Genomic DNA, 26,085 nt, shown 5'->3' with positions numbered 1-26,085 from the left:
GGCGGTGCCCTGCCGCGCCGGAAGGAGCGGCTGGGATGCACGGATATGCCACCGGTGAGGACGACGGGATCACCGCGGCGCCCGGCGGGCTGCTGGATCAGCTGCAGGTGGCGGCGGTGGTGCTCGACAGCGACGGCCGCATCGTGCTCTGGAGCCCGGAAGCGGAGCAACTGCTCGGCTACCGCGCGCACGAGGCCCTGGGCCACCGGGCCGACGACCTGCTGGTGTCGCCGGAGAACCGGCAGCGCGCCCGTGACCTGTTCGCACAGGTGCGCTCCGGAGCACGGTGGGCGGGTGTGTTCCCGCTCCAGCACCGGGACGGCAGCGAACGCTCGGTGGAGTTCCGCACCATGCGGCTGCGGGACAGTGAGGGCCAGGCCCATCTTCTGGGGCTGGCCGCGGACGCCACGACGGTACGGCGCGTGGAGCGGGACCTGGCCCTGTCGCACAGCCTCGTCCATCAGACCCCCGTCGGCATCGCCGTGTTCGACACCGATCTGCGCTGGGTGGGCGTCAACCCGGCGATGGAACGGATGAACGGCCTGCCGGAGGAGGCGGTCCTGGGCCGCCGCGTCCGGGAGATGCTGCCGGACCTGGACACGGAGGCCGTCGAGGCGCGCATGCGTCTGGTGCTGGCGAGCGGGAGGTCCCTGCTGGACGAACTGACCGTCGGCAGGACACCGGCGGACAAGGAGGACCGCGCCTACTCCGAGTCGTACCACCGCATCGAGGACGCCGACGGCCGCGTACTCGGACTGGCCATGGCCGTCATCGACGTGACCGAACGACAGCAGGCGGCCGCCGAGATCGCGCAGGCCCGGGAGCGGCTGTCCGTGATCGCGGACGCGGGCGTCCGCATCGGCACCACGCTGGACCTCCAGCAGACGGCCCGGGAACTGGCCGACGTGGCGGTGCCCCAACTGGCGGACCTGGCCGCGGTCGACGTGCTCGAATCCGTGGTCACCCACGGCACCACCGCCTCGGTCAGCCCCGACGCGTACGCCGAGTTCAGGGCACTGGCGGTGGCGGCCGGCTACCTCACGGACGCCATTCACGCCGCGGACCCGGTCGGGGAACTGGCCACCTACGGCTCCACCCGCATCATCACCGAGTGCGTACGGGAGGCCAGGCCCATCCTTGTGGAACACGTGGATTCCGGGATGATGCGCCGCATCGCCCGGGACTCGCACGCCGCGCAGACCCTGCGCACGGCCGGCGTCCACTCCTACCTGGCGGTCCCGCTCGTGGCACGCGGCGAAGTGCTGGGCACGCTCAGCCTGTACCGCACCGTCAACTCCCGGCCGTTCGACGAGCAGGACCGCGTCCTCGCCTCCGAACTCGCCGCGCGCGCCGCGATCAGCGTGGACAACGCCCGCCTCTACGGGCGCGAACGCAGCGCGGCCCTGACCCTGCAGCGCAGCCTGCTGCCGCCCGCGCCCGTGGACCACGAGGGGCTCGACATCGCGTTCCGGTATCTCCCGGCGCTGAGCGAGGTCGGCGGGGACTGGTACGACGTGCTGCACCTGAGCGGAGGCCGGACCGGCCTGATCGTCGGCGACGTGATGGGCAAGGGCGTCCAGGCCGCGGCCGTCATGGGGCAGTTGAGCACCGCGACCCGTGCGCTGGCCCGTCTGGACCCCTCGCCCGCCGAGCTGATGCACCATCTGGACGACATCGCGAGCTCCCTCGGCGACACCATCGCCACCTGCGTGTACGCGGTGTGCGATCCGCGCGAGGGCACCTGCGAACTCTCCAGCGCCGGGCATCTCCCGCCCGTCTTGATCCGCCCCGACGGCGGCGCGGAGCTCCTCGAAGTCCCCGGTGGCGTGCCCCTCGGTGTCGGCGGCATCCCCTTCGCCACCATGGAGCAGGAGATGCCGCCCGGATCCCTGCTCGCGCTCTACACGGACGGGCTGGTCGAGAACCGCGCCGAGTCCATCGACACCGCGCTGGACGCGATGACGCGGCTCCTCCAGCAGGCGCAGCGCTCCCGGCACTCCCTGGAGAAGACCAGCGACACCCTGATCAGCGCGCTGCACCCCGAGCCCGACGACGACGTGGCGCTCCTCCTCGTCCGTACGCTCGACCGCTCCCCGGCTCCCGGATGACCCGCGGTCCCGAGCCCGGGGCGCTGCCGCCACCGGCGGCGGCAGCGCCCCGGCCCGGGCACAGTGGAGCCATGGACGCAGACGAGCAGAACGGACTGGCCGGTGGACGCGTGGCGACCAGGCTGCCCGCCCGGGACCTCGACCGGGCGCGGCGCTTCTACGCCGAGAAACTCGGTCTGGAACCCGTGGACGAGCGTCCCGGCGGGCTGCTGTACCGGTGCGGCGGGACGCACTTCGTGGTGTTCCGGTCGACGGGCTCCTCACCCGGCACGTTCACCCAGATGGGGTGGGAGGTCGAGGACATCGAGGCCGTCGTGACCGAACTCAAGGGGCGGGGCGTGGTGTTCGAGGAGGTCGACGTGCCCGGGTTCCGTACCCGGGACGGCATCGCCGAGATCGAGGGGAACTATCCGAGCAAGGACGCCCGCGGGGAGCGCGGCGCCTGGTTCCGCGACAGCGAGGGGAACCTGCTGGGCGTCGGGCAGCCGGTCGTCTGAGAGAACTCCGCGCGCGGCTGTTCGCGGGTCCCGGAGCCGCGGCCGCCCGCGGCCGCGGTTCACCCGGCCCGGGGCCATCCCGCGCAGCGGCGGCGTTCGCGTGGCATGGTCGCTTGCGGGGGTGTTCACGTCCGCACCGGGCACGGGCGGACATGCCGGCGACGGGAGGTGTGCGGGGCGGTGCGGAGACCCGGCCGGATCCATCGCGACGGCTCGGCCGCTTCGTGGCTGCGTGCCCACGATCCCGAGCTCGCGGCGACGCGTCGCGCCGGGCGGGCCGCCCTCGTGATGCCCGCCCTGTTCGCGCTGTGCACCCAGGTCATCGGCTCGCCGACGATGGCGACGTACGCCGCCTTCGGCTCGCTGGCGATGCTCCTGTTCGTCGACTTCACCGGACCGATGACGCAGCGGCTGCGGGCGCACGTCGGCCTCGCCCTGGCCTGGGGGGTGCTCATCTGCCTCGGCAGCCTGGTGGCCTTCCAGATCTGGCTCTCGGTGACCGTCACGGTCGTGATCGGCTTCCTGGTGCTCTTCTCGGGCGTGGTCAGTTCCGTCCTCGCCGGCGCGTCGACCGCCCTCCTGCTGGCCTTCATCCTCCCGGTGACCTCGCCCGAGCCGCTGTCCGTGCTGCCCGCGCGGCTCGCCGGAGCCGGCATCGCGTCCGTCGCCGCCATGCTCGCGATCTCCCTGCTGTGGCCCCGGCCGGTCAGGGACCCGCTGGCCGAACCGGCCGCGCGGGTGTGCCGCGCCGCCGCCGAGCAACTGCGCACCGACGCGTCCCTGCTGGCCGGCGGGCCCGACGCGGCGAGCGGCCCGCGGTGCCGGGCCACCGCCGACCTGGCGGCCGCCGCGGCGGCCGACCTGCGGTCCGTCTTCGACGCCACGCCCTACCGGCCGACCGGCCTCTCGGCCGGCTCACGGGCCATCGTCCGCCTGGTCGACGAGCTGACCTGGCTCGGCGACATCCTGGCCGACAGCGTGCCGCCCGAGAAGGAACGGGTGCTCTGCGACGACGACGCCCATGCCGTACGGCGCGCCGCCGCCCGTCTGCTCGACGCATCGGCCGAGCTGCTCGACCGCCCGCGCGACTCGCCAGACCCCCTGCGCGCCGCCCAGGGAGATCTGCGCACGGCCATGAGCGACATGGAGACCAACGCCACCACCCGGCTGCCCGCGCACCACGACGGGACGGCCACCCGGACGCAGGTGCACCCCTTCATCGGCGTGCTGGATCTGTCGTTCCGGGCCCAGGAGCTCGGCTTCGCGACGCTGCAGATCGCCCGCAACGTGGACCTGGCCGCCGCCGCGGACCGGCGCAGCTGGCCGGAGGCACTCCTCGGCCGCGAGCCCGGGGCCCTGACGAAGCCACTGGCCGCGGCCCGGGAACGGGCCGCCGCCTACCTCCAGCCGCAGTCCGTGTGGCTGCACAACAGCCTCCGCGGCGCGCTCGGCCTCGGCATCGCGGTCAGCCTCGCCAAGGTGACGACGCTCCAGCACTCCTTCTGGGTGACCCTGGGCACCCTGTCGGTGCTGCGCTCGAACGCCCTCAACACCGGGCAGAACGCCGTTCGCGCCGTCGCCGGCACCATCGCGGGCTCGATCATCGGCGCGGGGCTGCTCCACCTCATCGGCCACCACGGCACCGTGCTCTGGTTCCTGCTGCCCGTGGCCGTACTGCTCGCGGGCATCGCCCCCTCGGCCATCTCCTTCGCCGCCGGCCAGGCGGCGTTCACCGTCACCCTGGTCATCCTGTTCAACATCGGCCACGACCCCAACTGGCGGATCGTGCTGCTGCGCATCCAGGACATCGGCCTCGGCTGCGCGGTGAGCGTGGTCATGGGCCTGTTCTTCTGGCCGCGTGGCGCCGCCGCCGCGGTCAGCCGCGCGCTCGCCGAGGCGTACACGGAGAGCGCCCGCTATCTGGCCGGGACCGTGGAGTACGCGGTCGGGCTGTGCGGCGCCGGGCCCGTCTCGGCGGACGCTCCCCTCAAGGAGCGGCGCGACGCGGCTGCCGCCGCCCGCCGGCTCGACGACACCTTCCGCAGCTACCTGGCCGAGCGCGGCCCGAAGCCGATGGCACTCTCCGACATGACCGCGCTGGTCACGGGCATCGTGGGTCTGCGGCTCGCCGCCGACGCCGTACTGGGTCTGTGGAAGCGGTCCGGCGGACAGGACACCGCCGCGGACCGGGCGGACGCGCGGCTCGTCATCGTGGGAGCGGCGGGCCGGATCACCGACTGGTACCGGGACCTCGCGGCCACCCTGAGCCGGGGCGCGGCCGTCCCGGACCCGCTGCCCCGCAGCCCGGCGGTGGAGGCACGGCTGGTCGACTGTCTGCGCCAGGACCTGTCCGACACGGGCGGCCGTGGCCCGGCCACCGCCGTCCGCATCATCTGGACCGCCGACCACCTCGATGTCGCCCGCCGCCTCCAGCCGAGCCTGGCGGAGGCCGCGCGGCCCCTGCGCCACCGCACCTGACGGCACGGGGGACCTGGCACGACCGGACCCCGGCCCGGGGGCCCTGCACGCGGTCCGGTCGGGTGCCCGTGCGACTCCCCCGCGGGCGAGAGCGTGGAGCCGGTGCGGGCAGGGCCGAACGGCCCCCGGAAGGGTCCGGGCGGCCCGTGGTACCCGGTCCCGCCCGGGCAGAGGCTGGGACCACGGGCACAGGCTGGGAGCAGCAGCCCTCCCCCACCCCCGAAGGGCACGACGCACTCACCGAACGGCTGCGGGCACAGGGAAGAAGGGAGCCGGAGCCATGACCTCCGCCACCACCATGACCGCGGCTCTCGGGACCGAGCACCGCGAACAGTTGATGCGTCTCGCCCGAGAGGTCTCGTTCCCGTCCGGCACGCGGCTCTTCGAGGAGGGCCGGCACGCCGACCGCTTCTGGATCATCCGCAGCGGGACCGTCGCGCTCGACCTGCACGTTCCGGGACGGCGCGCCGCCGTCATCGAGTCCCTCGGCCACGGCGAACTCGTCGGCTGGTCCTGGCACTTCGCGCCGTACGTGTGGCAGCTGGGCGCCGAGGCCGCGAGCCCGGTACGGGCGCACGAGTTCGACGCCGACTCGGTGCGGGCGATGTGCGCCCGCGATCCCGAGTTCGGGCGGGCGGTGGCGACCTGGGTCGGCCGGGTGGTCGCTCAGCGGCTCCAGGCCTCGCGCAACCGGCTCCTGGATCTCTACGCCCCGTACGGCAGCGGCGTCCGCGGCTGACCCGGGGCCGGTCTCGGCTCAGCCGGTCCCGGGGCGACGCGGCCGGTCCCGGGGCGACGCCGATCCCGGAACGCGGTCCGTCACCGGGACCGGGCCGTACCGGAACGCTTCCGTCACCGGGCGACGGCGGCCGGCTCGTACGGTCGGTCCCCGTACGGTCGGCCTCCGTACGGTCGGTCCCCGCACGGTCAGCCCTCCAGCTGCTCCCGTTCCGCCAGCGGTACGCGCCACACCAGCGTGCTCCCGCCACCCTCGGGCGTGCTCAACTCCAGCTTGCCGCCGAGCTGTTGCGCGCGCTCGGCCATGTTGCGCAGACCGCTGCGGCGGCCGCCCGCCGGGATGCCCACGCCGTTGTCGGTCACGGACAGCAGCACCTCGCGTCCGTCCGTCCTGAGGACCACGTCGGCACGGCCGGCTCGGGCGTGCCGGGCGATGTTCGTCAGGGCCTCGGAGAGCACGGCCACGACGTGGTCGGCGATCTCGCGCGGCACCTCGGTGTCCACCAGCCCTTCCATGCGCACGCCGGGGGCGAAGCCCAGCACCGGCGCGGCCTCGCCCGCGAGCCGCACGACTCGTGCCCGCAACCCGGATCCCGTGGTGGCCCCGTGCGTGCGCAGTCCGAAAATGGTCGAACGGATGATCTTGATGGTCTCGTCGAGGTCGTCCACGGCCCGCAGCACCCGCTCCGAGGCCTCCGGGTGCTCGATGAAGCGGCCCGCGCTCTGCAGCGTCATGCCGGTGGCGAAGAGCCGCTGGATCGCCAGGTCGTGCAGGTCCCTCGCGATCCGGTCGCGGTCCTGGAGCACCGCGATCTCCTCGGCGTCGCGACGGCGCTCCGCCAGCTCCATCGCGATCGCCGCCTGCGCCGCGAACACCTGGAGGGACTCGGTCTCCTTGGCCGAGAACGGCATGCCGTCGCTCTCCCTCACGAGGAGGACCACGCCCCGGACGCCGTCCGCGCCGGTGCCGATGGGAACGGCCACGGCCGGGCCGAGTCCGGTGGACCGCAGCGGCCCGGTCATGACCCGCTCCTCGTGGGTGACATCCGCGCTGGTGGCGGCGGTCCCGGTGGAGAACGCCTCGCCGATCAGGGTGTCGTCGGCCGGCAGCACCAGCCCTCGGAGCTCCTCCGCCTCGCGTCCGAGGGCGAGTTCGACGGTGAGCGAGCCGGTATCCGCCATGGGCATCGCGACGAGGGCCAGGGCGGCCCCGGTGATCTCCCGGGCCCGGTCGGCGATCAGCCCGAGGGTCTCCGTGCGCTCCGCCCCGGACATCAGGCTGTGGGTGATCTCCGCGTTGACCCGCAGCCACCGTTCGCGCAGCCGGGACTCCGCGTAGAGCCGGGCGTTGTCGATGGCGACGCCCGCGGCCACGGCCAGCGTCAGGGTGACCGAGACGTCCTCCTCGTCGAAGGGGCCGCCGCCGCGCTTCTCCGTCAGGTACAGGTTGCCGAAGACCTGGTCGCGCACCCGGATCGGGACGCCGAGGAACGTGTTCATCGGGGGGTGGTGGGGCGGGAAGCCGTAGGAGGCGGGGTGCTCGGAGATCTTCTCCAGGCGCAGCGGCTCGGGGTGGCGGATCAGCTCTCCCAGGATGCCGTGCCCCTCCGGATAGGCGCCGATCCGGGCGATCTGCTCCTCGGTGACGCCGACCGTGTGGAAGGCCGACAGCCTCCTGCCGTCGGGGCCGATGACACCGAGCGCGGCGTACTCGGCGTCGACGAGCGCCGCCGCGGCCTGGACGATGCTGCGCAGCGCCTGCTCCAGATCCAGCTCCCGCCCCACCGCGAGCACGGCCTCCAGGAGGCTGTGCACCCGGTCGCGCGTCCCACGGGCCGCGTCCAGCCGTGCCTGCAGCTCCTCCAGCAGTTCGTCCAGCCTCAGCTGAGGCAGCCGTACGCGGGCCTGTCGGGCCTCTTCGGGGCTTCCCACCTGCGCTCCTCCGGGTGCGCTCGACGCGCGGACGGTGATCCTCGCGGTATGTGCCACGGTAGTGGGAGGGGGCCGGGGGTGCCGAGGGCGCGTGGCCGGTTCCGGCCGTCCGCACGGAGCCCGGTGCCGGCCCTCACCTGGTGCCCGACACCGTCACGGCCGCCCACGCATGACCGGTGACGGCCGTGCCCGCGTGACCCGTGAGGGCCCGTGCCCGTACGACTGGTGACACCCCGTGTGAACAGTGACGGCCCCGCATGACCTGTGACCGCCGTTCACACGGTGAAGGGCACCCCCTCGGCCGTCTCGTCCCCGACGAGTTCACGCCCGGTGACCAGCTCCGCCGCGATGCGTACGAAGACCTCCCGCGGCGCCGACACCCAGGAGCGCGGCCCGGTCCGGACGAGCCGCGCGTGCTCGTCCGGATCCGTGACCACGGTGGCGGCCCCGGTGACGACGACGCTCCAGCCGGACCTGGCGGCCGGGTCGACCTGGTCGGCCTCGAAGGCGACGACCGAGTCGTCGATCGCGCGCACCAGCTCGGAGGACGCGGAGGTGCACAACAGCACCGCACCGTCGGTGTCCAGGCTGAAGTTCACCGGCAGGACGGCGGGCAGTGCCTGACGGGTGTGGACGATGCGTCCCACGGGCACCAGGGCCAGTCGGCGCAGGCACTCCGGCCGGTCGAGCTCGCGGAATCCGTCGTGTGGGTACATCGGCCCGTCCCGTCTCTCATGTCGTGCCGCCGCCCTGCGTGCCCCGGGCCGGTCTCAGGCCGCGCGAACGGCGAGCTCGTGCAGCTCCCCGCCGAGCACCACCTTGAGGGCGCCGGTGTCGGCGGCCCCGGCGAAGACGTCGTACGCCTCCTCGATGCGGTCGAGCGGGAAGGTGTGGGTGACGAGATCACCGGTCGGCAGCCGGCCGGCCGTCGCCATCCGCAGCAGGGTCGGCGTGGAGTAGGTGTCGACCAGACCGGTGGTGATGGTCACGTCCTTGATCCACAGGTCTTCGAGGTGCAGGGTCGCGGGTTTGCCGTGCACTCCGACGTTGGCCACGTGGCCGCCGGGCCGGACCATGCGGGTGCAGAGCTCGAAGCTCTCGGGCATCCCCACGGCCTCGATGACGACGTCGGCGCCCAGTCCGTCGGTCAGGTCGGCGATCAGTTGCTCGGGGTCCTCGCCGACGAGTGCCACGGCGTCCGCGCCGAGGCGCCTTGCCGCGTCGAGCCGGGTGGGGGCCAGGTCCACGGCGACGATCCGCTCGGGCGCGAACAGCCGGGCCGTGGCGATCGCCGCGAGTCCGATGGGACCCGCCCCGACGACGGCCACGGTGTCGCCTGGCCGGACCTGTCCGTTGAGCACACCCACCTCGTAGGAGGTGGGGAAGATGTCCGCCAGCAGCACGGCGTCCTGGCTCGCCATGGCGCCGGGCAGCGGATGCACGGAGAGGTCGGCGTACGGGACCCGCACGTACTCGGCCTGGGTGCCGTCGATCAGATGGCCGAGGATCCAGCCCCCGCCGCCCAGGCACTGGCCGTACATCGCCTCACGGCAGTAGCGGCAGCGTCCGCACGCGCTGATGCAGGAGACGAGCACGCGGTCGCCCGGCCGTACGGTCCCGACGTCGCCGCCGATCTCGACGACCACGCCGACGGCCTCGTGGCCGAGCACGGTGCCGGGGCGCACCTCGGGCACGTCGCCCTTGAGGATGTGCAGGTCCGTTCCGCAGATGGTGACGACGCCGACCTGCACGATCGCGTCGGTGGGTGCCTTGATGTCCGGGTCGGGGACGTCCTCCCAGGCGGACTGTCCGGGACCGTGGAAGACGAAGCCTTTCATGACGCTCCTACTGTCCTTGGTCGGCACGGAAGCCGGGGCCGGCGGCCTCTGCACGGCCGGTGCGGTCCGGGCTCCGGTGGGGCACCCGGACCGGCCCCACGGATCCAGTCTGGCCCGCTCTTCCGTCGCGCGCTTGGGCCGACCGGCCCCCGTGGCCCGCCGGGCGGCTCGCTCCGCGTCCCCGCGGACTGCCGACTCGGCCCGAGCGCGCTGCAATGGAAGGGGAACGGTTCCCGTGGGGTGCGGGCGCGAGGAGGTGCCGTATGCGATTCGAGGACCGTACGGATGCCGGGCGCCGTCTGGCCGAGGACCTGGAGCATCTGCGGAGCGAGAACACGGTGGTGCTCGGGCTGCCGCGGGGCGGCGTCCCGGTGGCCCATGTGGTGGCTGCGGCGCTGGGCGCGCCGCTGGACGTGCTGGTGGTGCGCAAGCTGGGCGTCCCGTGGCAGCCGGAGCTCGGTTTCGGCGCGATCGGCGAGCACGGCGTCCGCGTCCTGAACGAGCGGGTGATCCGCGCGACCGGGGTGGACTCCGCGCAGCTGGCCGCCGTGGAGGAGGCCGAGCGGGCCGAGCTGGCACGGCGCGTACGCCGTTACCGCGCCGACCGTGCGCCGGTGCCCCTGGCCGGGCGGACGGTCGTGGTCGTGGACGACGGCCTGGCCACCGGTGCCACCGCCGAGGCCGCCTGCCGGGTGGTGCGGGACCAGGGGGCCGCCCGGGTCGTGCTCGCCGTCCCGGTCGCGCCGGAGGAGACCCTTCCGCACCTGCTGACGGTGGCCGACGAGGTCGTGTGTCCCGCCCCCCAGCGCTGGTTCGGCTCGGTCGGCGCCTGGTACCACGACTTCGCCCAGACCACCGACGACGAGGTCACCGCGCTGCTGGCCGACCCGGCCCCGCCCGCGCCGGATCCGCCACCGCCGAACCGGGAGGTCGAGGTGCCGTCGGGCCGGGAGCGGCTGGCAGCGCGCTTCGTGCTCCCGGAGTCCGCCCGTGCCGTGGTCGCCTTCGCGCACGGCAGCGGCAGCGGCCGGCACAGCCCCCGCAATCGGTACGTCGCCGGCGTCCTCAACCGCGCCGGCCTCGGGACGCTGCTGCTCGACCTGCTCACCGAGGAGGAGGAGGGCGACCGGGACAACGTGTTCGACATCGCCCTGCTGGCCGGCCGCCTCCAGTCGGCGGCTGCCTGGCTGCGCCGTGAAGCCGCCCTGCCGGTGGGCTACTTCGGGGCGAGCACGGGCGCCGGGGCGGCGCTGGAGGCCGCGGCCGACGACCCCGCGATCGGTGCGGTCGTCTCCCGCGGCGGCCGCCCCGACCTGGCCTCCCCCGCGGCGCTGGCCCGCGTCCGGGCCCCGACCCTGCTCATCGTCGGCGGTCTCGACACGCAGGTGCTCAGCCTCAACCGGCTCGCCGCCGACCGGATGCGCTGCGAGCACCGCCTCGCCGTGGTCCCCGGAGCGGGCCACCTCTTCGCCGAGTCGGACACCCTGACCACGGTCGCCGAACTGGCCCGCGACTGGTTCACCACGCGCCTCGCCCCTCCGGAGGCCGGCACTCCGCCGCTCCGATCCGCCTGACCACCGCGGACCGCGGGCCCCTGAAGTCACTCCTCCGCTGCCGCAGCCGGACCCACGTGGCAGCGGAGTTGTCACCGTAGGCACCGCCGACGGCCGGTTTCGACCGTTGTGGGGTCACTAAGCGACATGTCCGTGTGGCGGGGCACGCGGTGCGCTGAGATGGCCGACTCATGATGAGCCGCGGATCGGGGATGGGCATGAGCGACTTGGCCGAATCAGTGGCGTCCGGTTCCGCCGGCATGGTGGACCGGCCGGGGTGCCGGTGCAACGACGGCACGGACACGAGCGCACCCCGTGCCGCGGAGGAACGGTTCCGCGGGCTTCTCGAGGCCGCGCCGGACGCCATGGTCATCGTCGACGACACCGGCACCATCAGACTCGTCAACGCCCAGACCGAAGCCCTCTTCGGCTACCACCGCGAAGAACTCCTCGGCCGCCCCGTCGAACTCCTCGTCCCCGGCCGCTTCCGCGCCCACCACACCGCCCACCGCAACGGCTACGCCCACAACCAGCAAGTACGCCCCATGGGCGCCGGACTCGACCTCTACGGCCTGCGCAAGGACGGCACCGAATTCCCCGTCGAGATCAGCCTCAGCCCCCTCGAGACAGCCGACGGCCTCCTCGTCTCCGCCGCCGTCCGCGACGTCAGCGAACGCAAGGCCGCCGAGGAACGGTTCCGCGGACTCCTCGAGGCCGCGCCGGACGCCATGGTCATCGTCGACGACACCGGCACCATCAGACTCGTCAACGCCCAGACCGAAGCCCTCTTCGGCTACCACCGCGAAGAACTCCTCGGCCGCCCCGTCGAACTCCTCGTCCCCGGCCGCTTCCGCGCCCACCACACCGCCCACCGCAACGGCTACGCCCACAACCAGCAAGTACGCCCCATGGGCGCCGGACTCGACCTCTACGGCCTGCGCAAGGACGGCACCGAATTCCCCGTCGAGATCAGCCTCAGCCCCCTCGAGACAGCCGACGGCCTCCTCGTCTCCGCCGCCGTCCGCGACGTCAGCGAACGCAAGGCCGCCGAGGAACGCATCAACGAACTGGCCGCGCTGGTCGAGTCCTCGCAGGACGCGATCCTCGCCAAGACCCTCGACGGTCGCATCACCTACTGGAACGCGGCGGCCCACCGGCTGTACGGCTACACCTCGGCGGAGGCGGTGGGCCAGCACGTGTCGATGCTGGCGCCCGGCGACCGGCACGACGAGATCGGCACGCTCCTCGACCGGCTCTGCCTGGGCGAGAAGGTCGAGCACTTCGAGACCCTGCGGCTCACGCGCAGCGGTGACATGCTCGACGTCGACGTGACCCTGTGGCCCACCCGCGCGCCGGACGGCACGGTCATCGGGGCGTGCGCGATCGTCCGCGACATCAGCGACCGCAAGCGCGCCGAGGCGGAACTGACGGAGCTGTACGAGCAGCAGCGCCACATCGCCCTGACCTTGCAACGCAGCCTGATGGGGACGCCGCCGGCCATACCCGGGCTGGTCACGGCGAGCCGCTATCTGCCCGCCACCCAGGGCGCGGGCGTGGGCGGCGACTGGTTCGACCTGATCCCGCTGGGCGCGGGCCGGGTCGGGGTGCTGATCGGTGACGTGATGGGGCGCGGCCTGGAGGCCGCCGCCGTGATGGGCCAACTGCGGTCCGCCGCCCACGCGCTGGCCAAGACCGGGATGCAGCCGCGACAGCTCATGCAGGCCCTGGACGCCGTGGTCGCCGACCTGGGCGTGCCCGATCAGCTCGTCACCTGCTGCTATCTGGTCGTCGCCGCCGACGCGGGAGAGGTGATGATCTGCTCCGCGGGCCATCTGCCCGTGCTCGTGACCGTCCCGGGGCAGGGCGCCCGGACGATTCCGGCCCCCGTGAACGCGCCGCTCGGCGTCGGCGACATGATCTACGAACAGTGCAGCACGACGATCCCGCCGGGCGCCACGCTCGTCCTCTACACCGACGGCCTGATCGAGACGCCCGGCAGCGACATCGAGGACCAGCTCTCCGAGCTCATCCGGACCCTGGACAAGCTCGCGGGCGACACGCCCGACCTCGAAGCCGCCGCCGACCATGTGCTGACGACCCTGCTGCCCGACGCCGACGGCCACGACGACGTCACGCTGCTGCTGACCCAGTTGCCGGCGGCGCCCCTGTCCACGGCCACGACCGATCTGCCCGCCCGGCCGGAGTCGGTACCGGCCGGGCGCGGCTTCCTCGGCGCCGCGCTGGACTCGTGGGGTCTCAAGGACAGGACGGACGACGCGTGTCTGCTGCTGTCCGAGATCCTCACCAACGCGGTGCAGCACGCGCAGGGCCCGATCGGGCTGCATGTGTGCCGCACGGACACCGAGCTGACCGTCGAGATCAGTGACCGCAGCACCCATCTGCCGCAGCCCCGCGTCGCGTCCGAGGACGCGGAGTCCGGGCGGGGCCTCCTGCTCGTCCGTGCCCTCGCCGACGCCTGGGGCGTGCGGCCCACCGACGAGGGCAAGACGACCTGGTTCAGTCTCAAGGGCAAGCCCCTGGACCCCCGGAAGGCGGCCGGGACGTGAGGTCAGGAACTCCAGGTCCAGTCGGCCACTTCGGGCAGGTCCGTGCCGTGCTCGCGGATCCAGGCGTGGTGGCGGGTGCGCGCGTCGGCCATCGTCTGGCGTACCGCCGCGGCCCGTACCGCGAGGCCGGGGACGCGGTCGATGACGTCCATGACCAGCCGGTAGCGGTCCAGGTCGTTGCGGACCACCATGTCGAAGGGCGTGGTCGTGGTGCCCGACTCCTTGTAGCCGCGCACATGCAGGTGCCGGTGGCCGGCGCGCCGGTAGGCGAGGCGGTGGATCAGCCAGGGGTAGCCGTGGTACGCGAAGATCACCGGCTTGTCCCGGGTGAACAGTCCGTCGTACTCGAAGTCGCTCATCCCGTGCGGATGTTCGTCACCCGGCAGGAGTCGGGTCATGTCGACGACGTTCACGACACGGACGGAGAGCTGCGGGAGGTGTCGTCGCAGCAGTTGTGCCGCCGCCAGCACTTCCTGGGTGGGCACGTCGCCGGCGCAGGCCAGGACGACGTCCGGTTCGGCGCCGTTCTCCGTGCCCGCCCAGTCCCAGATGCCCGCGCCGCGCGCGCAGTGGTTCCGGGCCTGGTCCATGGACAGCCAGTCGAAGCAGGGCTGCTTGCCCGCCACGATCACGTTGACGTAGTCGCGGCTGCGCAGGGTGTGGTCGGCGACGGACAGCAGCGTGTTGGCGTCCGGCGGCAGGTACACACGGACGACCTCGGGACTCTTGTTGAGGACGTGGTCGACGAATCCGGGGTCCTGGTGGGAGAAGCCGTTGTGGTCCTGGCGCCACACGTGCGAGGTCAGCAGATAGTTGAGGGAGGCGATGGGAGCACGCCACGTCAACTGCCGTGAGGTCCTGAGCCATTTGATGTGCTGGTTGACCATCGAGTCGACGATGTGCACGAACGCCTCGTAGCAGGAGAACAGCCCGTGCCGGCCGGTGAGGAGATAGCCCTCCAGCCAGCCCTGGCAGAGGTGCTCGGAGAGGATCTCCATCACGCGTCCGTGCCGGTCGAGGTGTTCGTCCACGGGCAGTCGGCGTTCCTGCCAGGCCTTGCCGCTGGCCTCGAAGACGGCCTGCAGCCGGTTGGAGGCCGTCTCGTCGGGGCCCACCAGACGGAAGTCCCGGCGCTGCGCCGTGTCCTGCATGATCCGTTCGAGGAAGTCGCCGAGCACCCGGGTGGGTTCGTGCAGTGTCGCCCCCGGCTTGTCGACGGGTACGGCGAAGTCGTCGAGCGGGGGGACCGGGAGGTCGCGGACGAGGACGCCGCCGTTGGCGTGCGGGTTGGCGCCGAGCCGCCGCGCCCCGTCGGGGACGCAGGCGAGCACGTCCGCGACGGGCCGGCCCTCGGCGTCGAACAGTTCCTCGGGCCGGTACGAACGCAGCCAGGCCTCCAGCTGCCGCAGATGGTCCGGGTTCTCCCGGACGCCGGGCAGCGGCACCTGGTGGGCACGCCAGGTACCCTCGACCGGCACGCCGTCCACCTCGGCGGGACCGGTCCACCCCTTCGGCGTGCGCAGCACGATGACGGGCCAGTGCGCGCGCTCGGTGACGCCTTCCTCGCGTGCCCCGCGCTGCACCTCGGCGATGCGCTCCAGCGCCTCGTCGAGGGCGGCGGCCATGTCCCGGTGCACCTGGGCGGGGTCGTCGCCGGTGACGTGGAGGGGCTCGTGACCGTATCCGCGCAGCAGTGCGTCGAGCTCGGCCTCCGGGAGTCGGGACAGCACCGTCGGGTTGGCGATCTTGTAGCCGTTGAGGTGCAGGATCGGCAGGACGGCGCCGTCGTACACCGGGTCGAGGAACTTGTTGGAGTGCCAGGAGGCGGCCAGCGGCCCGGTCTCCGCCTCGCCGTCACCGATCACACAGGCGACCAGCAGGCCGGGGTTGTCGAGGGCGGCGCCGTAGGCGTGGGCGAGCGAGTAGCCGAGCTCGCCGCCTTCGTGGATCGAGCCGGGGGTCTCCGGGGCGACGTGGCTGGGCACGCCGCCCGGGAACGAGAACTGCCGGAAGAGCCGTTCCATGCCCGGGGCGTCCCGCGACACGTCCGGGTAGGTCTCGCTGTAGCTGCCCTCCAGCCAGGAGTTGGCGACCACGGACGGTCCGCCGTGTCCCGGCCCCCACACGCACACCGCGTCCAGTCCGCGTTCCTTGATCACGCGGTTGAGGTGGGTGTGCACCAGGTTGAGGCCGGGCGAGGTACCCCAGTGCCCCAGCAGCCGCGGCTTGATGTGCTCCGGGCGCAGCGGCTCGCTCAGCAGCGGGTTGGCCAGCAGGTATATCTGTCCTGCCGCCAGGTAGTTGGCGGCGCGCCAGTGGGCGTCCAGGGTGCGCAGTTCCTCGTCGGAAAGTACGGTGGCGTCCTGGTGTTCGACCTTGGGCATGGGTGACCCTCCGGGAGTCATCGACTAGGTCATCGGGTGGTGGAGGCGGCATGGCCGACGATGAGGCGGCAAAGCTGCCGCGCAAGGTGTACGAGCGGGAACTGCTCCGTCTTCAGACGGAGTTGGTGAAGCTGCAGGAGTGGGTGCGGGCCGAGGGGGCCCGGCTGGTCGTGGTCTTCGAGGGGCGCGACGCGGCGGGCAAGGGCGGCACGATCAAGCGGGTGGCCGAGCACCTGAATCCGCGCTCGGCGCGGATCGCGGCGCTGCCCAAGCCGACCGAGCGCCAGCGCACGCAGTGGTACTTCCAGCGGTATGTGGAGCAGCTGCCGGCCGCCGGGGAGATCGTGCTGTTCGACCGGTCCTGGTACAACCGGGCCGGTGTCGAGCACGTGATGGGCTTCTGCACGAAGGAGGAGCACCAGCGCTTCCTGCGCCAGTGCCCGATCTTCGAGCGCATGCTGGTGGAGGACGGCATCCTGCTGCGCAAGTACTGGTTCTCGGTGAGCGACGCCGTGCAGCAGGAGCGCTTCCGGCGCCGGCTGGAGGATCCGGTGCGGCGCTGGAAGCTGTCGCCGATGGACCTGGAGTCGCTCACCCGCTGGGAGGCGTACTCGCGGGCCAAGGACGAGATGCTGGTGCACACCGACGTCATTGAGGCGCCCTGGTACGTCGTGGAGAGCGACGACAAGCGCCGGGCACGTCTGAACATGATCGCCCACCTGCTGGGTTCCCTGCCGTACCACGAGGTCCCGCCGCCGGTCCTCGAACTGCCGGAGCGGCCGGCGTCGACCGGGTACCAGCGCCCGCCGCGCGATCTGCAGACGTACGTGCCGGATCACACGGCGACCCTCTGAGGGGCCCGTCGCCGCGTTCACGACCGCTCGGGCACGACGGCCACGGGGCAGGCGGAGTGGTGCAGGACGCCGCGGGCGACGCGGCCCAGCCGGAGCCTCGCGTGTCCTCGCTCGCGCCGGGCGCCGACCACGAGCAGGTCCGCGTCCTGCGAGGCGGCCAGGAGCACGGGGCGCGGGGCGCCCTGCACGGCGTGCCGGTACACCTCCACGGCCTTCGGGACGTCGTGCACCGCCGCCTTCAGCGCCTCCACGGCCTGCTGCTCGTGCGTGGGTGCCGGACCCTCCTGGGGCGCCGAAGGAGCGGGCCGTGCGTGCCCGTGCGCGCGCCAGGCCCGTACGGCTTCCAGGGGCACTCCGCGCAGCTCCGCCTCCTGGAGCGCGAACCGCGCCGCCGCCGAGTCGGCCGCCGCCTCTTTGACTCCCAGGACGACGAGGCCGGGCTCGTCGGCGAGGTCCCGGTCGTCGGCGCTGCCGCGCAGCACGATCACCGGGCAGCTCGCCCGTTCGGCCACGCTCAGGCTGACGGAGCCGAGGAGCAGTTCGGCGAGGCCGCCGCGGCCGTGCGTGCCGAGCACGACGGCGGTGGCGTTCCGGCTCTCCCGCACGAGCGCGGAGGCCGGCTCCTCGGGCAGCACGTCGGTGGACGTGGGCACGCCGGCCTGGCGTCGGTGGGCGCGCTGCGCCGCTGCCTCGACGATGTTCTCGGCCATCACCTGCTCCGCCGGCTTCTCCGCCAGGCCGGCGGGCGCGGCACCCTCGAAGCGCTCCCACAGCGAGGCGTGCACCAGCCGCAGGGGCACCTTGCGGCGGGCGGCCTCGTCGGCCGCCCAGTCGACCGCCCACAGGGTGGCCTCGGAACCGTCGACACCGACCACGAGCGGGCGGGCCACCGTCCTCACCGCCCGGTGCGGACGGCGACACGGACGCCGCCTCGGCACGGGCCCGGGCGTGGTGCCTCGACCGGGTGCACGCCGACGGTTCGTACGACCGCTGCCTTCATCGGTGCCTTCTCCTCGTGGGTCGGTCAGCCGTGGGACACGACGGCGACGGGAGCGGTGGAGTGGTGCAGGACGGCGTGGGTGACGTGACCGATGTGGGCGCCGAAGGCGCTGCGGCGGGCCTGCCGTCCGACGACGACCAGCGAGGCCTCTCGGGAGGCCTCGACCAGGCACACCGCGGGGCTGCCGCAGCGGGACTCCTCGACGACGTCCACAGCCGGGAACTTCTGCCGCCACGGGCCGACGGTCTCGGCCAGGGCGGCGGACTCGTACGGCGCCGTGGCCGCGCGCGGACCGGCATCGGCCGACGTGCCGTAGGCGTGGTACGGCGCCGGCTTCCAGCATCGCACGATCCGCAGGGTCGTGGCGCGGCGGACGGCGGCGTCGAAGGCGAACCCGATCGGCGCCCCGTCGGGGTCCTCGGTGTCGACGCCGAGGACGACGGGCCGGAACGGTGCGGCGGTGGACGGTACTCCGGCCGGGTCCTTCTCGTGCTCGTCGGCGGCCTGTTCGCCGGACCGGACGAGCACCACGGGCCGTTCGGCGCGCGCCACGACGGCCATACCGACGGAGCCGAGCACGTGTCCGCCGGTCCCGCCGAGCCCGCGGGTGCCGAGGACGAGCAGGTCCGCCGTCGCGGCGGCCCCGCACAGTACGTGGACGGGGTGGCCGGTGACGTTCTCGCCGGTCACCTCGATGCCGGGGTGGCGCAGCCGGATGCCCTCGACGGAGTCCCGGGGGACGCGTTCGGCCCAGTGCTGATGTGTCTCCGCTCCGAGGAACGGGGCCCGGGCCATGGTGTGGGGTGCCGGCTCCGAGACGTGCAGGACCTTCAGCGGCAGGCCGCGCAGCCCGGCCTCGCGGGCCGCCCACTCGGCGGCGGCCCGGCTCTCCGGCGAGCCGTCGAGGCCCACGGTGACGGTGCGCGGCATGACCTCCACCTCCTGCGACGGGGGATCCGGCTCCAGCGTCACGTTCCGGGGGCCCGCGGGTGCAGGGGCCACTGGTCCCGGGCCGGGACCGTCCGGCCCATGGGCCTTGTGGACGGGGCCGGGCAGAGTCGGCCCGACGGGACCGTCCGGGGGACCGAACGGCCCGGTTGGCACGGCCTGTTGGTGCGGCGGTGCGGGCGGGATCGGCGCGCGTCTCGCGGTGCGGGGCACCTCGGTGGATGCTGATGTCACAGGACGGAAGGCGGCACATGACCCACGATGCGCCCGGGAGCGTTCGGGAGTGGAGACGTCTGCTGCCCGGCCTCGGCGTCCTCCTCGGCTACCGCCGCTCCTGGCTGAGGGGGGACCTGCTGGCCGGCGTGACCGTGGCCGCGTACCTCGTGCCGCAGGTCATGGCGTACGCGGGTGTCGCCGGGCTCTCTCCGGTCGCCGGGCTGTGGGCGATCCTGCCGGCCCTCGGGCTGTACGCGCTGCTCGGCTCCTCACGTCTGCTCTCGGTGGGGCCCGAGTCCACCACCGCCCTGATGACCGCCACCGTCGTCGGTCCGCTCACCGCCGGATCCCCCGGACGCTACGCCACGCTGGCCGCGGCCCTCGCGGTCACGGTCGGGCTGCTGTGTCTGGTGGCGCGGGCGGTGCGGCTCGGCTTCCTCGCCGATCTGCTCTCCCGGCCCGTCCTGATCGGCTATCTCGCGGGCGTTGCGCTGATCATGATGGTGGATCAGCTGCCGAAGCTGACCGGCGCGGGCACGACCGGCACCGAGTTCTTCCCGCAGCTGTGGTCCTTCCTCGGGAACCTGCCCGACGCCCGGCCGGCGACCGTCGTCCTGTCCGCGGCCACGCTCGTCTTCCTTTTCGTGGTGGCACCGCGGTTCCCCGCGGTGCCCGGACCGCTGCTCGCCGTCGTGCTCGGCACCGCCGCCGTGGTGGCCTTCGATCTCGACCACCGGTTCGACGTCCAGGTGATCGGCGAGGTTCCGTCGGGGCTGCCCGGCCTCGCCGTGCCGGACCTGGGCGAACTGCCCCAGCTGGTGCTGCCCGCCCTCGGTGTGCTTCTCGTCGGGTACACCGACTTCATCCTCACCGCCCGTGCCTTCGCCGACCGCGACGACGAGGGGCCCGGGCTGGACGCCGACCAGGAGTTCCTCGCGCTGGGCGCGGCGAACCTGGGTGCGGGGGTCGTGCACGGCTTCCCGGTCAGCAGCAGCGCCAGCCGCACCGCCCTCGCCTCCTCGGCGGGCGCCCGCAGCCAGGCGTACTCCCTGGTCGCCGGGGCGGTGGTGCTGGCCGTACTGCTCCTGCTCAGCCCGCTGCTCACCCGCACCCCGTCCGCCGTGCTCGGGGCGCTCGTGGTCTACGCGGCGATCCGCATGATCGATCTGGCGGGCTTTCGCCGGCTGGCCTCCTTCCGGCGGCGCGAACTCATGCTCGCGCTCGGCTGTCTCGCGGGCGTCCTCGCCCTGGACATCCTGTACGGGGTGCTGGTCGCCGTGGGGCTGTCCGTGGCGGAGCTGCTGACCCGGGTGGCACGCCCGCACGACGCGGTGGAGGGGCTGGTACCGGGGATGGCCGGCATGCACGACGTCGACGACTACCCGCAGGCGCGCACCGTTCCCGGCCTCCTCGTCTACCGCTACGACTCGCCCCTCTTCTTCGCCAACGCCGAGGACTTCCGCCGCCGGGCCCTGGCCGCCGTCGACGAACAGACCGAGCCCGTCCGCTGGTTCGTCCTCAACACCGAGGCCAATGTCGAGGTCGACATCACCGCGCTCGACGCCGTCGACGCCGTACGCCGCGAACTCACCGACCGGGGGATCGTGTTCGCCCTGGCCCGCGTCAAGCAGGACCTCCTCGACGATCTGACGGCGTACGGACTCGCGGAGTCCGTCGGGCCGGACCTCGTCTTCCCGACGCTGCCCACCGCGGTGGCCGCCTACCGGACATGGTGCGGCGACCGGTGAGCGCCCGGGGTCCGCGCTGCGGGTGGGGCCGGTCGGCCCTGGTGCATCCGGCCCACGCGAGCAATGATCGTGAGGGAGGGGCCACAGTCCGTCCGCCGTCGGGGAACCAGGGGTCGTCATGACCGAGCCAGGCACTTTCACGGAGCAGAACCCGATCCGCGTGTTCCTGCTGGACGACCACGAGGTCGTACGACGCGGACTCACCGACCTGCTGGACTCGGAGCCGGACATCTCGGTGGTCGGCGACGCCGACACCGTCGAGCACGCGCTCACCCGCGGGCCGGCGCTGCGCCCGGACGTCGCGGTGCTGGACGTGCGTCTCCCGGACGGCGACGGCATCACGGTCTGCCGCGAGCTGCGCAGCCGGATGCCGGACCTGGCCTGCCTGATGCTGACGTCGTTCGACGACGAGGACGCCCTGCTCGACGCGATCATGGCGGGGGCCGCGGGCTATGTCCTCAAGCAGATCAAGGGCTCCGACCTGGTCTCGGCGGTGCGCACCGTCGCCTCGGGACAGTCGATGCTGGATCCCGCGACGACGGCCCGCCTGATGCGCTCCCTGCGCGCCGATCCGGCCGAGAGCCCCGGTGTGCCGCCCGAGCTGGCGAGTCTGTCCCCGCGCGAGCGGGAGATCCTCGTCCTGATCGGTGACGGGCTCACCAACCGTGAGATCGGCGAGCGGCTCTTCCTGTCGGAGAAGACGGTCAAGAACCACATCTCCCGGCTGCTGGCCAAGCTGGGGGTGCAGCGCCGGGTCCAGGCCGCGGTGCTCGCCTCGCATCTGGAGCAGCAGCCGCACGCCGTCGACCGCCCGGCCAGGTGAGGCGGGACCGCCACGCACCCGCAGGCACCGTCACGTGACGTCCGCGGGGCGGTTGACGCGGTACACGTCGCGCACGCAGAGGTTGAGGACGGCGGCCACGACGACGAGTCCGGCGCACGCCACGAGGATCGTCCGGTTGTCCCACACGCCGGACGCGAGAGCGGTGATGAGGTAGCCGAGCGGGATGGCGAGGAGTTCGCCGACGCTGTTGAACGCGCTCATCCGGCCCTGCTCGGCCTGCGGCACGTGGTGCTGGAAGGCGGTGGTCCACGCGACGATCGCGACGTCGAGCCCGATCCCGGCGAGCAGGGCCGCCGACAGCACGAACGGCAGCGGCAGCCCCCATCCCAAGGCGAACAGCGGGACGGCGAGCACGGAGCTCGCCAGGACCGCCACGGTGAGCAGGCGGTACGGCTTCCAGCGCAGGCACACGAGCGTTCCGACGAGCAGGCCCGAGGCGAAGGCCGCCTGGACGAGTCCCCAGTCGCGGGCCCCGCCGTACCCTTCCGCCGCGACGAGCGGCCCGAGGAGCTGGAAACCGGCCAGCCAGGCGGCCACGAGGACCGTTCCGGCGGCCGTGTAGGTCCACAGCCAGGTACGCGACCAGAAACCGCGCCACCCCGCGCGCAGATCGTCCAGGGCGCTGTGCGCGGTCGGCGGCGCGTCCAGCCGCAGGCCGCGCAGGAGCAGGGCGGCGACGGCGAAGGTGAGCGCGTCCCACGCCAGGGCCCAGGCCGGTCCCGCCGTCGCGACGACGAGACCGCCGACGACGGGTCCGAGCACCTTGACCGCGTTGCTCGGCAGTCTGAGCAGGGCGTTCGCCTGCTGGAGGTGCTCCGCGGGGATGATCTGACCCACCGCGCCCTGGGCGGCCGGCCTGGTGAAGGCCACGGCGGTTCCGGACGCGAAGCCGCAGAGGGCGATGGACGTCGTGGTCGCGTGGCCGGTGGCGACGGTCGCGGCCAGTGCTCCCTGGGCCGCGGCGGCGAGCAGATTGCCGAGGAAGAGGATCCGGCTCCGGGACATCCGGTCCGCGAGGACTCCGCCGATCAGGAGGAAGGCGACGGTCGGAACGGTGTTCATGGCGAGCACGACGCCGAGGGCTCCGGCGCCGCCGCCCTGCTCGATCACGGAGTAGGCGAGCGCGAGGGGAGCCATCGCCGAGCCGGTGACGGAGATCAGGTTGGCGAGGACGAACCGCCGGAAGGCCGGGACCCTCAGTGGGGCGCTGCGGATCGTCGGTGAGTCTGCCGCGGTCTTCATGATCTCCCTCGTGCTCGGCGCGGCGAGCACCTTAGTGCAGCGCCTGGCCGACGGGACATCGCACCCCGGCAGGGACGACGGTATCCGGCCGCCCTCGGCGGACCGCGGGCACGGCTACGGCCCTCCGGCTCCCCTTCGGACCGCGAGCACGGCGACAGCCGTCCTTCCCCTTCGGACCGCGGACACGGCAACAGCCCTCCTTCCCCTTCGGACCGCGGACACGGCAACAGCCCTCCTTCCCCTTCGGACCGCGGACACGGCAACAGCCGTCCGGCCCCCATCGGACCGCGGGCACCACGACGGCCCTCCCGCCCCTTCGGTCCGCGCGGCCGGCATCCCCGTCCCGCCCCGCCGGGCATCCCGCCCCGAACAGGCGAGTCCCCGACGGGGATTCCGTCGGGGACTCGTCGTGCCACCGGACCGCGCCGTGCCGGGGACGCGGGGATGGGTGAGCCGGCCGGGTCGGCTATTCGACCGTGGCCCAGTCGAGCGTGCGCTCCACCGCCTTCTTCCAGTTGGCGTATCCCTCCGCCCGTTGTTCGTCCGACCACTGGGGCTCCCAGCGCTTGGACTCCTGCCAGTGGGTGCGCAGTTCGTCGGTGTCCCGCCAGAAACCGGTGGCGAGCCCCGCCGCGTAGGCGGCGCCGAGCGCCGTGGTCTCGGCCACCACGGGACGGCTGACCGGTACACCGAGGACGTCGGCCTGGATCTGCATGCACAGGTCGTTGGCCGTGACACCGCCGTCGACCTTGAGGACGTCCAGGTGGACTCCGGAGTCCTGCTCCATGGCCTCGACGACGTCGCGGCTCTGGTAGCAGATCGCCTCCAACGTGGCCCGCGCCAGATGGCCGTTGTCGTTGTAGCGGGCGAGCCCGACGATCGCGCCGCGGGCGTCGGAGCGCCAGTACGGGGCGAACAGGCCGGAGAACGCGGGCACGAAGTACACACCGCCGTTGTCCTCGACGGTGCGGGCCAGGGTCTCGCTGTCGGCCGCGTTCTTGATGATCTTCATCTGGTCGCGCAGCCACTGCACCGCGGACCCGGTGACCGCGATGGAGCCCTCCAGGGCGTAGACCGCCGGGCTGTCGCCGAACTGGTAGGCGACGGTGGTCAGCAGACCGTGCTGTGAACGGACCAGCTCCGTACCGGTGTTGAGCACCAGGAAGTTGCCGGTTCCGTAGGTGTTCTTGGCCTCGCCCGGCGAGTAGCAGACCTGTCCGACGGTGGCCGCCTGCTGGTCGCCGAGCACTCCGGTGATGGGGATGGCGGCCTGCAGCGGCCGGGTGGTCCGCGTCACGCCGTAGGCCTCGCGGTGGGACGAGGGGTTGATGGTCGGCAGCATCGAGCGCGGGACGCCGAAGAACCCCAGCAACTCGTCGTCCCAGTCGAGGGTTTCCAGGTCCATCAGCATGGTGCGGCTGGCGTTGGTCACGTCGGTCGCGTGGATGCCGCCGTGCGGGCCGCCGGTCAGGTTCCACAGCACCCAGCAGTCCGTGTTGCCGAACAGGGCGTGTCCCTGCTCCGCCGCCTTCCGGACGCCGTCGACGTTCTCCAGGATCCACTGGATCTTGCCGCCCGAGAAGTATGTCGCCGGCGGCAGCCCCGCCTTGCGGCGGATGACGTCGCCCTGGCCCGAGCGTTCCAGGGCCGCGGCGATGGAGTCGGTGCGGGTGTCCTGCCAGACGATGGCGTTGTAGTAGGGACGGCCGTTGCGCGGGTCCCAGACGACGGTGGTCTCGCGTTGGTTGGTGATGCCGATCGCCGCCAGGTCCTCCGGGGCGAGGTTTCCGTGCCGCAGGGCGTTCTGCATCACCGAGTTGGTGCGTTCCCAGATCTCCACCGGGTCGTGCTCCACCCATCCGGAGCGCGGAAGGATCTGGGCATGCTCCAGCTGGTGCTTCGCCACCTCGTTGCCGGCGTGGTCGAAGATCATGAATCGAGTGCTGGTGGTCCCTTGGTCCACCGCGCCCACGAAGTCCGCCATGGTGTGCCGCCTCTTGTGTGGGGGTCAGTCCTTGGAGGCCGGGACGCGTCCGGGGGGCTCCGGCTCAGCCGTGGGCAGGAACCTGCCGATGAAGAGCTTGTACACGCCCGCGCCGAGCAGGCCACCGATGAACGGACCGACGATCGGCACCCAGAAGTAGATGGCGCCGTACTGATCTCGCCAGGCTCCGCCGTATCCGGTGATGAAGCTGGCCAGCCGGGGACCGAAGTCACGCGCCGGGTTGATCGCGTAGCCCGCGAGGGTGCCCCAGGCCATACCGATGGCCACCACGACCAGGCCGATGATGAACGGGGCCATGTTCGCGCCGGGCGGCTGGTTGAGCAGGTCCGTGATCGCGAAGATCAGCAGCAGGAGGATGGCGGTGCCGATGACCTGGTCACGGAAGGCGCCCCACTCGTGGACCGGCAGGTTGGTGTTTCCGTTGGCGGGCAGCGTCGAGAACACGAACTGTGTTTTGACGGTGTGCCCGGGGTCCACCTTGGCCAGTGCCTCGGAGTAGTTCCAGCGCACGATGAGGGCGGCCACGAAGGCCCCGGCCGTCTGGGCGACCACGTAGGGCGCCACCTTCTTCCAGGGGAACCCCTTGAAGGTGGCCAGGGCCACGGTGACCGCCGGGTTGAGGTGCGCGCCGCTCAGCCGGGCCGCGACGTAGACACCCATCGTGACACCGATGCCCCACGCCCAGGCGATGCTGTCGTGATTGCCGAGGCCGCCCGGTGGCACGGTGAGCCCTCCACCGGCGACCACTTGGGCCACCACGCCGACGCCGAAGAGGATGAGGATCATGGTGCCGAGGAACTCGGCCGACATCTCGCCGACCAGCCCCAGCCTTTTAAGTCGATCAGCCATGGAAGCCCGCTTTCCCGCCGGCCACATGTGACCAGCCGTCGACTGCCGGAGCTCTGACGGCATCAGGATAGGGCGATTCATAATTAACCGCACAAGAGGTGAAATTCCTTCTAAAGCGGACGCCTGCGTGTGTGTGGCCGGTCCGGGGGCCTCCACCGCACCCGGAGCACCGGGAGTTGCACAACTCGACCGGAACCGCCGGTCGGCCGGCGGACCTCTCCATGCGTATACGCCAACCAGGTGACGACTCGGGCGGCAACCCGACCGGCCGGGGCACCGGCCCG

At 72.7% G+C, this 26,085-nt stretch carries 18 protein-coding genes; 9 read left to right on the top strand and 9 right to left on the bottom strand.

Annotation, left to right across the window (positions count from 1 at the left end):
• Nucleotides 1-35 precede the first annotated feature (35 nt).
• The 4 genes from ACSYGO_RS40390 to ACSYGO_RS40375 all read left to right on the top strand — a co-directional run bounded on the left by ACSYGO_RS40390 (nt 36) and on the right by ACSYGO_RS40375 (nt 5,822).
• On the top strand, nt 36-2,108 hold the full coding sequence (locus ACSYGO_RS40390) for a SpoIIE family protein phosphatase (RefSeq protein ID WP_460389622.1): 2,073 nt from the start codon (nt 36-38) through the stop codon (nt 2,106-2,108).
• Between the two features lie 71 nt (nt 2,109-2,179).
• Entirely contained in the window at nt 2,180-2,605 is a 426-nt protein-coding gene (locus tag ACSYGO_RS40385) for a VOC family protein (protein WP_460389621.1), read from the top strand.
• A gap of 180 nt (nt 2,606-2,785) precedes the next feature.
• Nucleotides 2,786-5,083, top strand: coding sequence for an FUSC family protein (locus ACSYGO_RS40380; protein ID WP_432187390.1), 2,298 nt, complete (start codon nt 2,786-2,788; stop codon nt 5,081-5,083).
• A 280-nt stretch (nt 5,084-5,363) separates the two neighbouring features.
• The gene (locus ACSYGO_RS40375; RefSeq protein ID WP_426676483.1) at nt 5,364-5,822 is read left to right on the top strand and encodes a Crp/Fnr family transcriptional regulator; all 459 of its coding nucleotides are present in this window, start codon (nt 5,364-5,366) and stop codon (nt 5,820-5,822) included.
• Between the two features lie 188 nt (nt 5,823-6,010).
• Here ACSYGO_RS40375 and ACSYGO_RS40370 read toward each other — a convergent pair whose 3' ends face one another.
• From ACSYGO_RS40370 to ACSYGO_RS40360, 3 genes are all read right to left on the bottom strand, one after another.
• Complete coding sequence (locus ACSYGO_RS40370) at nt 6,011-7,753, bottom strand: sensor histidine kinase (RefSeq protein ID WP_460389620.1); 1,743 nt, start codon at nt 7,751-7,753, stop codon at nt 6,011-6,013.
• A 275-nt stretch (nt 7,754-8,028) separates the two neighbouring features.
• On the bottom strand, nt 8,029-8,469 hold the full coding sequence (locus ACSYGO_RS40365; protein WP_028805925.1) for a pyridoxamine 5'-phosphate oxidase family protein: 441 nt from the start codon (nt 8,467-8,469) through the stop codon (nt 8,029-8,031).
• A gap of 54 nt (nt 8,470-8,523) precedes the next feature.
• Entirely contained in the window at nt 8,524-9,591 is a 1,068-nt protein-coding gene (locus ACSYGO_RS40360; RefSeq protein ID WP_426676485.1) for a zinc-dependent alcohol dehydrogenase family protein, read from the bottom strand.
• Nucleotides 9,592-9,854: 263 nt separating this feature from the next.
• Here ACSYGO_RS40360 and ACSYGO_RS40355 point away from each other — a divergent pair, with 263 nt between their 5' ends.
• Together ACSYGO_RS40355 and ACSYGO_RS40350 are read left to right on the top strand one after the other, a co-directional pair.
• The gene (locus ACSYGO_RS40355) at nt 9,855-11,165 is read left to right on the top strand and encodes a phosphoribosyltransferase family protein (RefSeq protein ID WP_460389619.1); all 1,311 of its coding nucleotides are present in this window, start codon (nt 9,855-9,857) and stop codon (nt 11,163-11,165) included.
• A gap of 197 nt (nt 11,166-11,362) precedes the next feature.
• Complete coding sequence (locus ACSYGO_RS40350; RefSeq protein WP_460389618.1) at nt 11,363-13,711, top strand: SpoIIE family protein phosphatase; 2,349 nt, start codon at nt 11,363-11,365, stop codon at nt 13,709-13,711.
• A 2-nt stretch (nt 13,712-13,713) separates the two neighbouring features.
• On the opposite strand, the gene ACSYGO_RS40345 is transcribed toward ACSYGO_RS40350, so the two are convergent.
• Nucleotides 13,714-16,095 (bottom strand): phosphoketolase family protein, encoded by a 2,382-nt coding sequence (locus ACSYGO_RS40345; RefSeq protein ID WP_432173222.1) that lies wholly within the window; start codon nt 16,093-16,095, stop codon nt 13,714-13,716.
• A 50-nt stretch (nt 16,096-16,145) separates the two neighbouring features.
• Here ACSYGO_RS40345 and ppk2 point away from each other — a divergent pair, with 50 nt between their 5' ends.
• Nucleotides 16,146-16,949, top strand: a complete 804-nt coding sequence (gene ppk2 / locus ACSYGO_RS40340; RefSeq protein ID WP_432173223.1) for a polyphosphate kinase 2 — start codon at nt 16,146-16,148, stop codon at nt 16,947-16,949.
• 17 nt (nt 16,950-16,966) lie between these two features.
• Here ppk2 and ACSYGO_RS40335 read toward each other — a convergent pair whose 3' ends face one another.
• Together ACSYGO_RS40335 and ACSYGO_RS40330 are read right to left on the bottom strand one after the other, a co-directional pair.
• Nucleotides 16,967-17,839, bottom strand: a complete 873-nt coding sequence (locus ACSYGO_RS40335; RefSeq protein ID WP_426676490.1) for a universal stress protein — start codon at nt 17,837-17,839, stop codon at nt 16,967-16,969.
• A gap of 134 nt (nt 17,840-17,973) precedes the next feature.
• Complete coding sequence (locus tag ACSYGO_RS40330) at nt 17,974-18,879, bottom strand: universal stress protein (protein ID WP_460389617.1); 906 nt, start codon at nt 18,877-18,879, stop codon at nt 17,974-17,976.
• A gap of 269 nt (nt 18,880-19,148) precedes the next feature.
• Between ACSYGO_RS40330 and ACSYGO_RS40325 the strand changes: the two genes are divergently transcribed.
• Together ACSYGO_RS40325 and ACSYGO_RS40320 are read left to right on the top strand one after the other, a co-directional pair.
• Entirely contained in the window at nt 19,149-20,861 is a 1,713-nt protein-coding gene (locus tag ACSYGO_RS40325) for a SulP family inorganic anion transporter (protein ID WP_460389616.1), read from the top strand.
• A gap of 118 nt (nt 20,862-20,979) precedes the next feature.
• The gene (locus ACSYGO_RS40320; protein ID WP_345652076.1) at nt 20,980-21,684 is read left to right on the top strand and encodes a response regulator transcription factor; all 705 of its coding nucleotides are present in this window, start codon (nt 20,980-20,982) and stop codon (nt 21,682-21,684) included.
• A 30-nt stretch (nt 21,685-21,714) separates the two neighbouring features.
• Here the strand turns inward: ACSYGO_RS40320 and ACSYGO_RS40315 are convergent, their stop codons facing one another.
• The 3 genes from ACSYGO_RS40315 to ACSYGO_RS40305 form a co-directional block, all read right to left on the bottom strand.
• Nucleotides 21,715-22,947, bottom strand: a complete 1,233-nt coding sequence (locus ACSYGO_RS40315; RefSeq protein WP_460389615.1) for an MFS transporter — start codon at nt 22,945-22,947, stop codon at nt 21,715-21,717.
• A gap of 466 nt (nt 22,948-23,413) precedes the next feature.
• On the bottom strand, nt 23,414-24,931 hold the full coding sequence (glpK, locus tag ACSYGO_RS40310; protein WP_460389614.1) for a glycerol kinase GlpK: 1,518 nt from the start codon (nt 24,929-24,931) through the stop codon (nt 23,414-23,416).
• 24 nt (nt 24,932-24,955) lie between these two features.
• Nucleotides 24,956-25,801, bottom strand: coding sequence for an MIP/aquaporin family protein (locus tag ACSYGO_RS40305; protein ID WP_426676495.1), 846 nt, complete (start codon nt 25,799-25,801; stop codon nt 24,956-24,958).
• Nucleotides 25,802-26,085: the final 284 nt, after the last annotated feature.

It is taken from the genome of Streptomyces krungchingensis, from assembly GCF_054729265.1.
The sequence above is the reverse complement of the archived record's forward strand: the minus strand, read 5'-3'. Positions and strand labels throughout refer to the sequence as shown.